The organism is Endozoicomonas sp. 8E (genome assembly GCF_032883915.1).
GTDB lineage: Bacteria > Pseudomonadota > Gammaproteobacteria > Pseudomonadales > Endozoicomonadaceae > Endozoicomonas_A.
In genome coordinates this window covers 5,282,409-5,296,136 of record NZ_CP120717.1, presented here as the reverse complement: position 1 = coordinate 5,296,136, position 13,728 = coordinate 5,282,409, and the positions used below count along the sequence as shown (strand labels likewise).

Below are 13,728 nucleotides of genomic sequence, written 5' to 3'. Positions count from 1 at the left end.
AAAGGCGGATCGGCTTAATTAATGCCCTCCGCCAGAGTATCTGGGGTCTTTTGAGGTCTTAAAAGGTAATACTCCACAAACAGTTTGGGCTTGTTATTCACCTTTACTTTAGTCACGGGCTCGAATTCAAACAGCCCCAGGAATTCAGCCTGAGGATAGTTCTTTTCAAGCCTTTGCCTGACTTCCTTTGAGTATCGCTTGCCATCCGTCATGACAATGATTCCGCCTTTTTTGCGGAAATCTTCTTCTTTCATCCAGAGGCTTTCTGCCGGATTAAGTCCAAAAAATGGAATGGTTTTTTGATTCTGGCTGTACGCCATCAGTTCAGCAACGTGGTAATGAAGCCCGCCCAGATAAGGGATGTAACTTTCGTTTTCAGTGTGATCTTCCTGATGAAATGCCCACAACTCCTCAGCTTTTAGCATTTGGGCCCTGAGAGGCACGAACTCCACTGAATCCCAGTAATCCTCATCAAAGACAGGTTTGAACAGCAGGTAGCTGCATCTCAATGAAACAAACAATAACCCGGTGAATAAACACCAGAACACCACTCTTTTGAAACGCGGGTAATCGATCAATGGACGAGTCCAGACCAGCACCAGCAGGGGCAGCCAGACGAAGTAGGGGGTAGCCCAGCGGGGTACGAGCTTCTCGCCGGTGACCAGTCCAAACAAGAGTGTACAAGCAAATGGACCTGTCGCAATGGCGATTAGAAAAACTTTTTTGAAACGATCATAAAGGATAGGGAGTCTGGGAGCTTTGAAAAGGGGGATCATTAAAAGAAAAAATACTAAAACATTGCCCAGATTATTCCTGATAAAGTTCAGAGGAAATATCAGATGGTCCCAGTTTGTACCGGTTCCATAACGCTCACTTTCAACGTAGTTTTCTCCCAGATAGCTCACTGCAGCAAAGTCATTGTCCCATAGCCAGTAAAAATGGGGGGAGGCGATAGCCAGTGCGAGAAGCCCACCCAGCCATGGGCCAATGGAGGAAAGTGCGAGTCTGCCCTCGTGGGTGATTAAAAGAACAATAAACAGGGGCGTAAACAAAACGGCCACCTGATATTTAGTCAGAATGGCCAGCCCTGACATGACTCCGCTCAGCAGCCAATAAGTCAGGGACTGACGGGTCACTGCGAAATAAAAAGTCAGGGCAAGTAAAGCCCAGATTGGATGCTGAAGCGTATCCGGTGTCAGTCTTTCAACCCGGTTACTGTAAAAGAGAATGCCTTGTAACAGAAAGACTGCCAACAGGGCACCAGCTTCGGTTAAATATTCTCTGGCCAGACGCCAGACAGCAACAAAAGCAATGACCACAGTGACTTGGGCAAAGAGATAGACTGGCCAGTCGCTGGTAGCACTCAAGTTTGAAAAAAAAGCGGCACTCCAGGCTGCCAGTGGTGGATGTTTTTCATACCCCCACTGCCAGAGATTACCCCAGGCAATGCCTTCTAGTGTGTCAGAGTGCAGCGTGTTTCTGACCAACCAGGGGCCCAGGGTCCAGAAAAACAACTGAAAAAGGCAGATCAGACTGAGCCAGCGAAAAGGGTGCTTAATGACCACTGAAGAGGGTGAAGGCTCGGCAATCATTGCTTCATTCTGCACAGATCAACTCCTGTTTGATGACAGTCGTCTAAAAATCTTTGGCTCGATAAATAATCAAATTCCAACTGCCTGGCTTGAGGGTGATCCAGATTGATGTGGTCGGCAGTTTTACCCGGGTGACACATAATCAGCCCTTTGTCGTATGAATCAGAGAGCCATGCCTTCATCAGGGTAGAATAGTTTTCTTTCGGTTTCAGTGAATAGACGCCAGCAAAGGAAGTATTGGTATTGATACTCTGGTTGATCAATTCGCAGGTCAGACTCTTACTGCCGGAACCTTCAATAATATAGCTTTTCAGGCCACCACCATGACGGATGATGGGGGTAACGCTTCTCACCCAGAAAGAAGGCTCGGGCCTAAAGGCGCGTATTACCGATAACAGGGCTTCACGTATCATGGGCAGATGGTGTACGTGCTGATGGCCATCAACAAAGTCGGGGGCTTTACCGGTAGCGTCGACAAAATACTGATATTGTGCCGTGACTTCCTCCAGCAGCGCGGTCCGGTCTAATAGGTGAAGATGGCTCTTGATTAAAACCTGATTCAGGCTGGGGAGCCCGTCCACATAGGCGGAACTGAGGCCTTTGCCTTCAGTTAAATTAAGATGCAAGCCAATATCAATCTTTTCCTGAATGGTCGTCAGGTTGTTTGCCTGTTTTATCCAGTCCGGGCCAGTGACCAGACAACTGGTGGCCTGAATTCTGCCCAGAATGGCCAGTTCCAGAATAGCTTCCGATACCCCGGTGTGAATCCCGTAATCATCTGCGCACAGTGTTATTCTTTTCATTTAAAGGCCCAGTATTTGCTCAGGGTATAAGTGATCAGGGGGATCGTTGCCAGGACGATAAAACTGGCCATTAGATAATTTAAACCGGTGTAGGTTAACAGCAGGGTATAAAGCCCCTGATTGAGCACAAAACTGCATAGCAATTGAACCAGCAGGAATTTCACCAGAGTGTTGCGAAGTACATGTTGCTTGTGATTAAAAGTCCACAATGAATGACCAAGATAGCTGACGATAAAAGCCAGAATGAAAGCGGCAGGGTTGGCCATTAGCGGGTTCACTTGAGTCAGGTCTACCAGAAGCCAGAGGACAGAAAGGTGAATAGCTGCAGCAGTACTGCCGGTCACAATAAACTTAATCGGCTGCATTACTATCCTTCTGATTTTTGAATCCCAGTTGTCTCTGTATCAAGTATTTGGGGCGTTTTTTTACTTCACAGAAAATACCGGCAACGTACTCACCCAGTAACCAGAGAGACAAAAGCTGTATGCCGCCAATAAAGGTGATGGCAACAATGACCGTGGGCCAGCCCGGCAGGGGGGCGCCGAGAACAAGGGTTCGAAAGATGATAAAGAGTGCGTAAAACACCGAGATGAATGAAATAATCAGTCCGAGCCCACCGACAATCCTCAGTGGCAAAGTAGTGAATGCTGTAATGCCCGAAAGAGCCAGACTGGTCAGTTTGCCATAACCCCAGCCGGATTGCCCCGCCAGCCGGTTTCTAACCTGAAAGGGCAGACCGATACTCTTATAACCTACCCAGGCATAGATACCTTTCATAAAGCGACTGCGTTCAGGCATTGCTCTGAGGGCATCGACCACTACCTTGTCCAGTAGCCGGAAGTCGCCTGCGTGAGCCGGTACATCAATGCCTGTGCTGGAGTGCATGATTCGATAGAAAACTTGTGCGCCTTTCTTTTTCAGGAAAGATTCATTTTCCCTGTCTTGACGGACGCCGTAGACCATCTGGTAACCCTGTCGCCAGTAATCAACAAAAACAGGGATCATTTCCAGAGGGTGCTGAAAGTCTGCGTCGATCAAAACCACAGCGTCACCGGAAGTAGCATCAATTCCGGCAGTCAATGCGGTCTCCTTGCCGAAGTTTCTGGATAACTCAATCAGCTTGATCCTCTCGTCATCACAGAAAGGTTCGACCAGTTCGACCGTTTTGTCGGTGCTGCCATCATCCACCACAATAATTTCAAGACGCACGGTGATCTCTTCAAGCTGTTTAATCAGTGCTTCCATGAACCGACCAATGACCGGACTTTCATTGAAAACCGGCACCACACAGCTTAGTAAAAAGTTGTTAGAGGGCATTTTGTCTCCGGCTCGATAATTTATAGGGTCATGAGTTTCGCTCTTCATCCTTGAACGGGGAGCAATACATCGGACTCATGGCAACGTTTAATTGTTATTATTTATCGGCTTGACACTCTTTACAGTGAAGCTCAATTCACTAAGCTGCAGGAAAAGATAAAGGTTGTTCTACAGTAAAATGCCTTTTTTCTTGGTGTTTGACAGAGCACTCCTGACTCGTGCTTGTGACCACAAATTGAGCAAAGTTCTACACCATAGTGGTATGGTGTCTCTGAAAAAGCAAGTTGCGGTCAGAGTTTTGAAGGACCGACTCAGGATTGCGTGAATCCTTGCCTTCATTAGAATTTTTTAGCAAAAAAGCTGTAAACCCTCGACAGGGCGGGGAGAAGTCACTTGGGGCATTCTGTCAGTTCGGGGTACAGAAGCATGACCAATGTCCTGTCGTCTGATACGGTATAGTCCGGATTTTGAGATCATACACAGACCCTGTGATGGAGTAGCTATGAGAAAGGAACATCTGATTGCCCTGGTATTTGGCTTTGGAATTCTGGCCGTTGCCGCAGGGCTTTATCTGATGCAACCCGCTGATGAACCTCGGCAGGTAGATAGTAACGATGTGCTTGTTGAGACTCCCTCTCAGCCTGAGGCAGAAATCAGGACACCTGAAGAAAACGATGATTTCTCGTTGCGCAATGGTGATGTGACACGGATTATTATTGATGATGAAGCTGAGGATATCAGCGACATTTTGTCTGAAAAGGTTCTGATCAACGACGAAGTGGTAGATCAGAGCGAGCTGAATGAGCCGGATCACTGAGATATAACGATTATTTACCGGGGCTTATTGATTGATTACAAAATTGTAGGAAATGTCTTACAAAGTCTGGTGCTTTCTTCCTGCATTCTGCTCTTCAGCAGGTTGATATGTTGAAGATGCATGGACAGCAAATTCACACGGATGTGAACCTACCATGGACAGTCGGGTAGTAACCCTGAATCTCCACTCAGGGTTTTCACCCAGCCCCTGAAGTGATCAGTAATAATCCAGAACCTCAGTGAAGTCTTCTCACCGAGATGTTTGAGCATCTCCCTAAAAGTTGAGATGGATTTATAAGATGTCACCTTTCTTAGAACCCGAAACCCTGGCAACCCTGCTAACCGACCCCGGGGTTGTTGTGCTTGATGCCCGCTTCAGTCTTGCCGACCCCAAACTGGGACAGACGCTTTACCGTCAGGGACATATCCCCGGCTCTCGATACATCGATCTCGAGAAAGATCTTTCTGCTCCAGTGGTTCCCGGGAAAACCGGCAGGCATCCTCTGCCGGAGGCAGAGGTGTTTGCTGAACATTTGAGAACCCTGGGCATCAGCGAAACCACCCATGTGGTTGTTTATGATGACGGTAATCATGCTAAGGCTGCCCGTGCATGGTGGCAATTACGCTGGGTTGGCGTGAAACCTGTTCAGGTTTTGCATGGTGGTTTCAAGAGATGGTCTGCTGGCTGTTATCCTGTAACGACTGAAACACCTGCTATCACCCCCTCTGACTTTATGGCCGATGTTAATCACAGCATGACAGTCTCTGCCAGTGAGGTTATGGAACAGTTGCAAAGTCCAGTTTTTCGTTTAATTGATGCCCGTGCTCCCGAGCGTTTTGCCGGCGAATCGGAGCCTCTTGACAGTAAAGCAGGTCATATTCCCGGGGCAATCTGTTATCCATTCACTGCCAATATGGATAATTCAGGTGCTTTTCTTTCTGTAGAGCAGTTACGAAAACAGCTGGGAGTTCTGATGGTCGATGGGCTGGAGCCTGTGTTTTATTGTGGCTCGGGCGTTACTGCCTGTCATAACCTTTTGGCAATGGAATACGCCGGTATGTCGGCTGCCAAACTTTTTCCGGGTTCATGGAGTGAGTGGATTACCGATGACTGCAGGCCGGTAGCAACCGGTTTGAGTTAAACCCAGTGTCTTTTGGACTGGATGTTCCCATCACAAGCGACTAAGCAAACAACTCTGTATACTCTGCTCCTTTTTAGTGAATGCATTAAGGGCAGAGAGATGGGCAGCAGTTATAGATTCCCGATTGGTACTCCTGGTCAAGTTTGGGGCAAGGAAGAGCGTAAAGCCTGGTTTGAACAAGCAACCATCAAGCGTGAATACCAAAAGGAAGTTGTGCCTAAAATAATGGCTTTGAAAGAGCGTTATGATGTTGAGCGGTATGGTGCCCTTTCCTATGATGTTGAGCGTTTTCCTTTGTATGCCATCAAGAGTCGAAACTGGAATACTGATAAGCCCGTTGTTTTGGTGACCGGTGGAGTCCACGGGTATGAAACCAGTGGCGTCCACGGTGCATTAAAATTTCTGGAAGTTGAGGCTCAGAACTTTATAAGCCAGTTCAATATCCTGGTGGCGCCCTGCATCAGCCCCTGGGGTTATGAAACCATCAATCGCTGGAATCCCAATGCCATTGATCCTAACCGTTCCTTCTACAAAGACAGCCCGGCAGAAGAGTCTACCAACTTGATGAAGCTGGTGGCAGGTTTGGAACAGGAAGTATTGATTCATATCGATCTGCATGAAACTACGGATACGGATGAAACTGAATTTCGTCCTGCCCTGGCAGCAAGGGATGGCAAAGGCTACGTGAAGGAAGGAATACCTGATGGTTTCTACACAGTGGGTGATACTGAAAACCCTGTTCCCGAATTCCAGAAGGCAGTGATTAATTCTGTCAGACTGGTAACGCACATTGCACCTGCAGACGATCAGGGGAAAATTATTGGCTCGCCGGTGATTCAGGAAGGTGTGATCCACTACCCAATGAAAAAGCTGGGTCTTTGTGGTGGTATCACAGACTGCAAGTTTGGCACGACGACTGAAGTTTACCCTGACAGCCCAAAAGTGACTGACGAAGAGTGTAATGATGCCCAGGTAGCAGCCATTGTCGGCGGTCTCAATTATGTAATGGGTCAGCTCTGATTATGAGCCTGCGTTTCCTGCAGCAGGCAATGACTGCAGGAAACATCAACCGCAAACAAGCTTCAAAAGAACCTCAGCTTGACAGGCTGCTGGATCATCTGCGCAGCGGCGTCAGCTCGCGAATATCTTTCTCCATAGCCAGCTTACTGACGACCTGGTTCTGGCTGGTAAAGCCTGAGACAGACATTTTGACTTCGTAATGGCCTCGCTCCGGAACCAGCTCAGCAGAAAAGTTGCTGATCTTGAGGCCGTCTTCTGCACTGGAATTCAATACTTTCTCAAGGCTGTCGAGGCTACCTGTCGTGACCAGTCTGAGTTTGAGCTCGCTCACTGTCTTCTCCTTTTTTTCGTGACGCTTTATTTCGCAGTGGCAAAAAAAAGCCCCCGGACCTTCTCTTGGTGCGGGGGCTGTGTTTTCTGCTTTTAAGCTATCCACGACAGACCCCGCAGCACATAATAATGCCGCGTTTCATAATGGTTTTGGTCATGGATAGTGTGGAATTCATGGTTGTTAATGCATTTGGCTAAATTTCCAGTGCATTGTATACCAAATTTTTCAATTGTGTGTAAAGGCTTTTTGTTGAAAGGCTGAAAGCAAAAAACAGGCTACTCTTTTTGATAAAGGTTTGGAACAGGTTAGGCTTTATCCAGTGCTTTCATGTAAAATGACCTGTTATGTTCATGAAGCAATACGACGCCCCGAGAGAGTAAATGAATCAATGGCAAGTTGATAGCTGGAGAGAAATGCCTGTCATCCAGCTGCCGGAATACCCCGATCAAGATCACCTTAAACAGGTGGAGCAACAGTTGCACCGCATGCCGCCGCTGGTCTTTGCCGGTGAGGTGAGAGCGTTGCGACAGAAGTTGGCAGCTGCTACCGAGGGCAAAGCATTTCTATTGCAAGGCGGTGACTGTGCCGAGAGCTTTCTGGAGTTCTCAGCAGATAATATACGGGATACCTTCAAAGTCCTGATGCAGATGGCCGTTGTGCTGACATTTGGCGCCAGTTGTCCTGTCATTAAAGTAGGCAGAATGGCTGGCCAGTTTGCCAAGCCCCGTTCGTCTGGTACCGAAGTCATAGAGGGTGTTGAGCTGCCGATTTATCGTGGCGACATCATTAATGCCATGGATGCCACAGTTGAATCCAGAATTCCTGACCCCGAGAGAATGCTTAAGGCCTATCATCAGGCATCATCGACTCTGAACCTGCTCAGGGCTTTTGCCCAGGGTGGACTTGCATCTCTGGAACAGGTTCATGCCTGGAATCTGGATTTTGTCGCCAGCAGTCCGCAGTCTGAGCAATACAGTCATCTGGCTGATCGGATTGATGAAGCACTTGATTTCATGAGGGCCTGCGGTATTTCTTCCGAGCATTCCAGAGTGATCAGCGAAACGGACTTCTATACCTCCCATGAAGCTCTGTTGCTGCCCTATGAGCAGGCCATGACTCGTCAGGACAGCCTTTCCGGTCACTGGTATGACTGCTCGGCACATATGCTCTGGGTAGGCGACAGAACTCGTCAGGTTGAAGGTGGTCACGTTGAATTCGTTCGGGGTATTAGTAACCCGATTGGTCTGAAGGCGGGTCCAACCATGCCTCCGGAAGATCTGATTCGCCTGATTGATCTGATCAACCCGGACAACGAAGCTGGTCGTCTGAATGTGATTGTGCGCATGGGCGCAGACAATGTTGAAAAATACCTGCCAGAGCTGATTCGTGCTGTCGAGAGGGAAGGGCGTCAGGTGCTGTGGAGCTGTGATCCAATGCACGGTAACACATTCAAGGCCTCCAACGGTTATAAGACGCGTGAGGTCAGTCGAATTCTGCGTGAGGTGAAGCAGTTCTTCGCGGTTCACCAGGCAGAAGGAACCTATGCGGGTGGTGTTCACTTTGAAATGACCGGTCAGAAGGTAACCGAGTGCATTGGTGGTTCCCGTGCAGTGACCGAAGACTCTCTGGGTAATCGCTATCATACTCACTGTGATCCAAGACTGAATGCTGATCAGGCGCTGGAGCTCGCTTTCATGATTTCCGACACTCTAAAAGATTGTCGAAAACTGCGTGAAAGATGACCACGATGATGCATTCAGATAGACATCCTTCGAGGGTTGTGGATGGCATTTTGCATTAAAAGAGTTCCTTCCTGTGCAAGGTTTTAGGTGATTGTTTTTTAGCCGGTTGAAGTTTTCTGGCAAATACTTTTGTCAAAGGCGAATCATTTTGGTAGATTAGCCGCCGTTCCGTGACGAGGCCTGAAAAGCCTGTCACGAGATAGAGACGGGGTATAGCGCAGTCTGGTAGCGCGCCTGCTTTGGGAGCAGGATGTCGGGAGTTCGAATCTCTCTACCCCGACCAGTTTCTTGCAGAAGTAACCTGACTTCTGGACAGAAAACGGGGTATAGCGCAGTCTGGTAGCGCGCCTGCTTTGGGAGCAGGATGTCGGGAGTTCGAATCTCTCTACCCCGACCAAATTCTTGCAGAAATTTCATAGTTTCTGGTCAAAACGCATCGGGGTATAGCGCAGTCTGGTAGCGCGCCTGCTTTGGGAGCAGGATGTCGGGAGTTCGAATCTCTCTACCCCGACCATTTTTTCCTCCTTTTTTTCTGTCTATAGTTGTTTTGTAACAACCAACAAAATATACACAGAAGAAACTCCATGGCGATTTTAGAACTGGTTCCGGAATCCAACCCCGCTTTAAGAACTCCCACCACTCCTGTTACTGACTTTGGTCCGGGTTTTCAGAAAATCGTGGATGATATGTTGGAAACTATGTATGCCGTCAACGGTGCCGGGCTGGCTGCTACCCAGGTTGGTCTGGGGATGAGAGTGGCGGTGATTGATGTCACGTCTGATAAAAGTCAGCCTCTGGTCATTGTGAATCCTGAGATTGTTGAAAAGTCGGGTGAGCAGAAAATGGAGATGGGCTGTCTGTCACTTCCGGGCTGCTGGGCAGCAGTTAAACGGGCAGGCTGGGTCAAAGTCAGGGCTCAGGATCGTCATGGTGAATTTTTCGAGATAGAGGGTGAGGGTATCCTTTCAGAAGCTTTTCAGCATGAGATCGACCATCTGGACGGTGTATTATTTATCGATAAACTCTCGGCTCTGAAGCAAAAAATGGTACGTCAAAGAGCACGTAAGGCGCTGAAGAAGCATGAAAGAGGTAATAAATAAGGTCCCGGGCAGGTTTGAATCAAAAATGTTTTTGACTCTTGATCCCATTTAACTCTTGATCCTATAGATAGTTTCAAGGCTGAAAAATAGAGGTGTTTTCATAGTAAACCATGCCTTGTTTATTTCAGAGTGCATTTATAAATAAATTAAAATCAGCTTCCTTTCGGCAGAATGAATTGGTTTAGTCTATTTTAGATAAGGTCGTGTTTGTTGGCTTGGAGTTGCTGTTTTGCTCATTAAAAAAATAAAGGAGTTTACTCGAACGGGACGTCGTTCATTATTTATAGTTTTTATTGTTTCTATCCCCTGGACTACTGCTGAAGGATCACACGGCTTGATTGTTCAAGCTCTGGCGATAAACGCTTTTCTTGATTATCTCTATAACCTGCAACAGGGTAATCTGGAAGGAGAAAATGATTCTTTCAGACCATTTACTATTGGTCTGGATGGGCCTTCCGGAGCCGGTAAGTCTACTTTTCTTGATCAATTTACTCAGGAACTTCGAACTTCTTCGGCGCTTTATCAACGATCTCAGTCAGAGCAGTCAGGCAGGGTCTGCAGTCTGGAAACACTGGGGATTGATACTTTTCTGCATTCCCGGGCGGAAAGACGTGAAATGTTCAGCCATCTGGGCGATGGCGCATCGGGGAACAACAATGGTGAGGAGTATCGGGCAGAGCTCAGAGATAGCTGTCTGGCAGCGATAGCCCGGGGTGATTCTTTTCGGTATGCCCCTTATTGTCGTCATCTGGAAGGTCAGCTGGGCCCGGAAGAAACCCGGCGTATCACCTGCGATATTCTTATTATCGAAGGTACTCATGTTAATGATCCGGGGGCTCGAGCTTCCATTGATCATGCCCTGTTTCTTGACAGTGATGATAATTTAATTAGCTGGAATATGTGGCAACGGAACTGTCTTCTGGGCAACCGAACGACAAAAGAGTTGTTTGCAATCTTGCGGGTTTTGTTTGAGCAGTTTAAAACCTGGAGAAGGAGAAATGCTGACCTTTCGGACGTTTGTTTTTATTGGCATGCGAATAACGAAGTTCCTGAGCTGACAGAAGAAACTGTTGATTCAGGGTCGCCAGACCTGGTTCGACAGTTGCAACTTCATCATTTTAACTCAGGCTATGCCCTGACACGTCTTTTTCAACAGAATTCATTAAATTCAGAAGTATTAAGCAGCCGTATGCATCATCACTTCCAATCTTTGATGTCCAGTAGAAGTCTTGTCGCGATGGAGCATGAAAGCTTTCTTTCGTTTGTTAAAATGTTGTTGGAACCATTAAGGCTAACTCTTTACGAGGTCCATCATGGTAATGAGTGTTTATTTATTTCACTGGACGCTATCCTGCCCACTTATTATCTGAATCGGGAGCGTGTCATTGTCCTGTTGAGACAGTTATGGAAAGCTTGGGAGCAGAACAGTCTGACCGATGCTCAGATAAGGCTTTTAAGCTGGATTGCCGCAGATATTGAAGCTGAAGCTGATTTTCTCTCAGAAGGTAATCTGGGCGGACTTCCTACTATTTTGATGACCTGGGCAGCCCTGCTGGGGTCGGATCATCCACCTGATAAACCTTTGTGTCTTATGATCCGGTTAGGCGGTGTTATTCAGGTGTGGAGCCTTAATCTGGATGGCACCATCAGTGAATTAGATGCCGCTCCTGAAGGTGAACCGGTGCTGATCTACGACGGTGTTAATCGCTGGATGTTTGCAACGTCCGAACAGAATATTATGAATAATGTGCCCAGTGTGCTTCCGACGATGCTCTCCAATGATGGTGGAACTTTTAATGATGATGGAGGCCATGACGATGACTCAGGCTTTTATTCTTCTTCCAGTGCCAGTTCATCCTCTTCGCTGTCATCACTCTTGAGCTCATCGGGCGGTCCTATCCGCCAGGTTGATGACATGGTGATTGGGGGTAATTTAACTGAACCTGAGGCTCATGCGCAGTCCAGTTATATTATTTCGCCAGGATTGATAATGCATTCTCGGTAGTAGCCTGCGCGATCTCTTTCGTAGAGCTGGAACGTAATTGTGCCAGATGCTCAAGGACAACAGGTAATAGGGTGGGAGTGTTCCTTTGACCCTGATAGCCTGACATCGGCATATCCGGGGCATCGGTTTCCAGAACAATGCTACTCAGGGGTAGCGAGGCGGCCAGCTGGCGTGTTTTTCTGGCCCTCTGGTAAGTAATTGTACCGCCAAACCCTAGTTTGAAGCCCAGTTCAATATACTGTTGGGCCTGTTGTTCACTGCCAGAAAAAGCATGTACGATACCACCTCTCTCCGGTTTAATTTGCCTGATTTCTTTAAGGATTTCATCGTGTGCTTTTCTGCAGTGCAGAATGACAGGTAGCTTAAACTGATCGGCAAGCTCAAGCTGTCTGATAAAATAGTAGTGCTGTTGCTGACGGTCCGAGTCAGTCAGCGAGAAGTCCAGACCTATCTCGCCCACAGCACAAACCGTCTCGGAATGACGTTTCAGGAATACTTTCAATTCGTCAAGGTGTTGGGGTCTATGGCTTTTCAGAAAATAAGGATGCAGTCCGAGTGAGACAAAGCGTCGCACAGAATCGGGCGAATAATTCACTTGTTTCAGAACTCTGGACCAGTAACGCGCTTCCGTTGCAGGGATGCAGATTGAGCGGACACCTGCGAGCCAACATTGTTCAAGGGTTTCATCACGGTCATGGTCGAACTCGGGAAAGTCCAGGTGACAGTGGCTGTCAAACAATTCTGGTATAGGGGGCATAATGTTCATAAAGTTGGTCATCGGGCTTCAGTCTGTTATGTTACCCCGATGAAAATAAAGCAGTACATAGGGCTGGGTGTTTCGCTGGTGCTGATTGCAGTACTGGTTTTTATACCTCGCTACTTTAAGCCGGGATCTGAAACAGGACTGACCGGACAGAGCTTCCAGAAAAGATGTCTGGTGTCTGAAGGCTGTCGACTGACAACAGCAGGCAGCGAGATTGAGCTGAGAATAAAGCCTTCCGGTCTGCCGAAGCTGGAGCCGCTGGATGTTGAAGTTCTACTGAGAGGTCTTTCAGCAGACAGGGTTACCATGGAGTTTTTTGGCCGGGATATGCCAATGGGGTTAGCGCCTTTTCCACTCTACAAGCAGTCCTCTTTTTTTGGGCCTTCGTTATACAGGGGCGTGGGTAACCTGACTTTTTGCACGGTTGATAAAGATATGACCTGGCTGGCCAGACTGGTGATTGAATCAGGTTCCGAAGTGACAACGGTTGTTTTTGAACTGGAGACTTGAATTATGAAACTATTGGCAATGAGTACGCTGGCCATTTTCGCAGGTATGACATCTATAGCCATTCAGGCGGCAGATGTTGAGATAAAGGATCAGTACGCAAGAGCGGTACCGGCTGTTTCCACAAATTCTGCGGCGTTTCTGACTATCACCAACATAGGTGAAGAAGATATCAAGCTGGTCTCTGCTGACAGTGATAGCGCGGCTCGTGTTGAGCTGCACGGTCACAGGCATGAAGGGAATGTGATGAAAATGTACGAGTTGAAAGATATTGATATACCGGCAGGTAAAACTGAATATCTCAAAAGTGGTGGCAAGCATATCATGCTGATGGGTTTGAAGAGGCCATTGAAAGCCGGTAGTGAGGTTGATGTTACCCTGCATTTCTCTGACGGAGACGCAGTAGATGTAAAAATACCGGTAAAGGATCTTCGTGACGAAACCAAAGATATGGCTCATGGCAGCGCCATGAAGCATGTCGAGATGGATCACGGCTCAATGGATCACAGTAGCATGGGTCACTGAGTCAGAAGTAGAAGTCATCGTGGTTTGATCCTGTCACTTCACTTTAAAGCGAAGCGGCAGGATTA

The 13,728-nt window shown here is 47.7% G+C and carries 14 protein-coding genes and 3 tRNA genes; 11 read left to right on the top strand and 6 right to left on the bottom strand.

The genetic code is table 11. From position 1 onward, the window contains the following. Nucleotides 1-14: 14 nt before the first annotated feature. Genes P6910_RS18245 through P6910_RS18230 form a run of 4 tightly spaced genes read right to left on the bottom strand, consistent with a single transcriptional unit; the run spans nt 15 to nt 3,712 of the window. Nucleotides 15-1,607, bottom strand: a complete 1,593-nt coding sequence (locus tag P6910_RS18245) for a glycosyltransferase family 39 protein (protein WP_317142678.1) — start codon at nt 1,605-1,607, stop codon at nt 15-17. Beyond that, nucleotides 1,589-2,395 (bottom strand): ChbG/HpnK family deacetylase, encoded by an 807-nt coding sequence (locus P6910_RS18240; RefSeq protein WP_317142677.1) that lies wholly within the window; start codon nt 2,393-2,395, stop codon nt 1,589-1,591. Before P6910_RS18240 ends, P6910_RS18245 begins: the two co-directional genes overlap by 19 nt. Further along, nucleotides 2,392-2,760, bottom strand: coding sequence for a GtrA family protein (locus P6910_RS18235; protein WP_317142676.1), 369 nt, complete (start codon nt 2,758-2,760; stop codon nt 2,392-2,394). Before P6910_RS18235 ends, P6910_RS18240 begins: the two co-directional genes overlap by 4 nt. Further along, complete coding sequence (locus P6910_RS18230) at nt 2,747-3,712, bottom strand: glycosyltransferase family 2 protein (RefSeq protein WP_317142675.1); 966 nt, start codon at nt 3,710-3,712, stop codon at nt 2,747-2,749. Before P6910_RS18230 ends, P6910_RS18235 begins: the two co-directional genes overlap by 14 nt. A gap of 502 nt (nt 3,713-4,214) precedes the next feature. Between P6910_RS18230 and P6910_RS18225 the strand changes: the two genes are divergently transcribed. The 3 genes from P6910_RS18225 to P6910_RS18215 all read left to right on the top strand — a co-directional run bounded on the left by P6910_RS18225 (nt 4,215) and on the right by P6910_RS18215 (nt 6,690). Beyond that, nucleotides 4,215-4,529 (top strand): hypothetical protein, encoded by a 315-nt coding sequence (locus tag P6910_RS18225; protein ID WP_317142674.1) that lies wholly within the window; start codon nt 4,215-4,217, stop codon nt 4,527-4,529. A gap of 298 nt (nt 4,530-4,827) precedes the next feature. Then, on the top strand, nt 4,828-5,670 hold the full coding sequence (locus tag P6910_RS18220; protein ID WP_317142673.1) for a sulfurtransferase: 843 nt from the start codon (nt 4,828-4,830) through the stop codon (nt 5,668-5,670). A 99-nt stretch (nt 5,671-5,769) separates the two neighbouring features. Next, nucleotides 5,770-6,690 carry a M14 family metallocarboxypeptidase gene (locus P6910_RS18215; protein WP_317142672.1) on the top strand — a complete coding sequence of 307 codons (921 nt, stop codon included), beginning with the start codon at nt 5,770-5,772 and terminating at the stop codon, nt 6,688-6,690. 94 nt (nt 6,691-6,784) lie between these two features. On the opposite strand, the gene P6910_RS18210 is transcribed toward P6910_RS18215, so the two are convergent. After that, nucleotides 6,785-7,021 carry a hypothetical protein gene (locus tag P6910_RS18210; RefSeq protein WP_317142671.1) on the bottom strand — a complete coding sequence of 79 codons (237 nt, stop codon included), beginning with the start codon at nt 7,019-7,021 and terminating at the stop codon, nt 6,785-6,787. A 380-nt stretch (nt 7,022-7,401) separates the two neighbouring features. On the opposite strand from P6910_RS18210, the gene P6910_RS18205 reads away from it, so the two are divergent. The 6 genes from P6910_RS18205 to P6910_RS18180 all read left to right on the top strand — a co-directional run bounded on the left by P6910_RS18205 (nt 7,402) and on the right by P6910_RS18180 (nt 11,868). Continuing rightward, nucleotides 7,402-8,763, top strand: a complete 1,362-nt coding sequence (locus P6910_RS18205; protein ID WP_317142670.1) for a class II 3-deoxy-7-phosphoheptulonate synthase — start codon at nt 7,402-7,404, stop codon at nt 8,761-8,763. Between the two features lie 206 nt (nt 8,764-8,969). Further along, nucleotides 8,970-9,046 (top strand) — tRNA-Pro (locus tag P6910_RS18200). A 37-nt stretch (nt 9,047-9,083) separates the two neighbouring features. Then, nucleotides 9,084-9,160, top strand: a tRNA-Pro gene (locus P6910_RS18195). A gap of 40 nt (nt 9,161-9,200) precedes the next feature. After that, nucleotides 9,201-9,277: transfer RNA gene (locus P6910_RS18190), tRNA-Pro, on the top strand. A gap of 70 nt (nt 9,278-9,347) precedes the next feature. Continuing rightward, nucleotides 9,348-9,863, top strand: a complete 516-nt coding sequence (gene def / locus P6910_RS18185) for a peptide deformylase (protein WP_317142669.1) — start codon at nt 9,348-9,350, stop codon at nt 9,861-9,863. A 229-nt stretch (nt 9,864-10,092) separates the two neighbouring features. Continuing rightward, nucleotides 10,093-11,868, top strand: coding sequence for a hypothetical protein (locus P6910_RS18180; protein WP_317142668.1), 1,776 nt, complete (start codon nt 10,093-10,095; stop codon nt 11,866-11,868). On the opposite strand, the gene P6910_RS18175 is transcribed toward P6910_RS18180, so the two are convergent. Beyond that, nucleotides 11,834-12,646, bottom strand: a complete 813-nt coding sequence (locus P6910_RS18175) for a TatD family hydrolase (protein ID WP_317142667.1) — start codon at nt 12,644-12,646, stop codon at nt 11,834-11,836. The genes P6910_RS18180 and P6910_RS18175 overlap by 35 nt on opposite strands. 27 nt (nt 12,647-12,673) lie before the next feature. Between P6910_RS18175 and P6910_RS18170 the strand changes: the two genes are divergently transcribed. Continuing rightward, entirely contained in the window at nt 12,674-13,141 is a 468-nt protein-coding gene (locus P6910_RS18170) for a hypothetical protein (RefSeq protein ID WP_317142666.1), read from the top strand. A 3-nt stretch (nt 13,142-13,144) separates the two neighbouring features. Beyond that, nucleotides 13,145-13,663: a copper chaperone PCu(A)C gene (locus tag P6910_RS18165; RefSeq protein ID WP_317142665.1), complete on the top strand. Its 519-nt coding sequence runs from the start codon at nt 13,145-13,147 to the stop codon at nt 13,661-13,663. The last annotated feature ends 65 nt before the right edge of the window (nt 13,664-13,728 follow it).

Excerpts from the sequence above, each read along its gene's own strand:
- P6910_RS18215 (WP_317142672.1), top strand. The coding sequence starts at position 5,770 with ATGGGCAGCAGTTATAGATTCCCGATTGGTACTCCTGGTCAAGTTTGG.
- P6910_RS18230 (WP_317142675.1), bottom strand. The coding sequence starts at position 3,712 with ATGCCCTCTAACAACTTTTTACTAAGCTGTGTGGTGCCGGTTTTCAAT.
- P6910_RS18165 (WP_317142665.1), top strand. The coding sequence starts at position 13,145 with ATGAAACTATTGGCAATGAGTACGCTGGCCATTTTCGCAGGTATGACA.
- P6910_RS18205 (WP_317142670.1), top strand. The coding sequence starts at position 7,402 with ATGAATCAATGGCAAGTTGATAGCTGGAGAGAAATGCCTGTCATCCAG.
- P6910_RS18175 (WP_317142667.1), bottom strand. The coding sequence starts at position 12,646 with ATGACCAACTTTATGAACATTATGCCCCCTATACCAGAATTGTTTGAC.
- P6910_RS18235 (WP_317142676.1), bottom strand. The coding sequence starts at position 2,760 with ATGCAGCCGATTAAGTTTATTGTGACCGGCAGTACTGCTGCAGCTATT.
- P6910_RS18220 (WP_317142673.1), top strand. The coding sequence starts at position 4,828 with ATGTCACCTTTCTTAGAACCCGAAACCCTGGCAACCCTGCTAACCGAC.
- P6910_RS18170 (WP_317142666.1), top strand. The coding sequence starts at position 12,674 with ATGAAAATAAAGCAGTACATAGGGCTGGGTGTTTCGCTGGTGCTGATT.
- P6910_RS18240 (WP_317142677.1), bottom strand. The coding sequence starts at position 2,395 with ATGAAAAGAATAACACTGTGCGCAGATGATTACGGGATTCACACCGGG.
- def (WP_317142669.1), top strand. The coding sequence starts at position 9,348 with ATGGCGATTTTAGAACTGGTTCCGGAATCCAACCCCGCTTTAAGAACT.
- P6910_RS18225 (WP_317142674.1), top strand. The coding sequence starts at position 4,215 with ATGAGAAAGGAACATCTGATTGCCCTGGTATTTGGCTTTGGAATTCTG.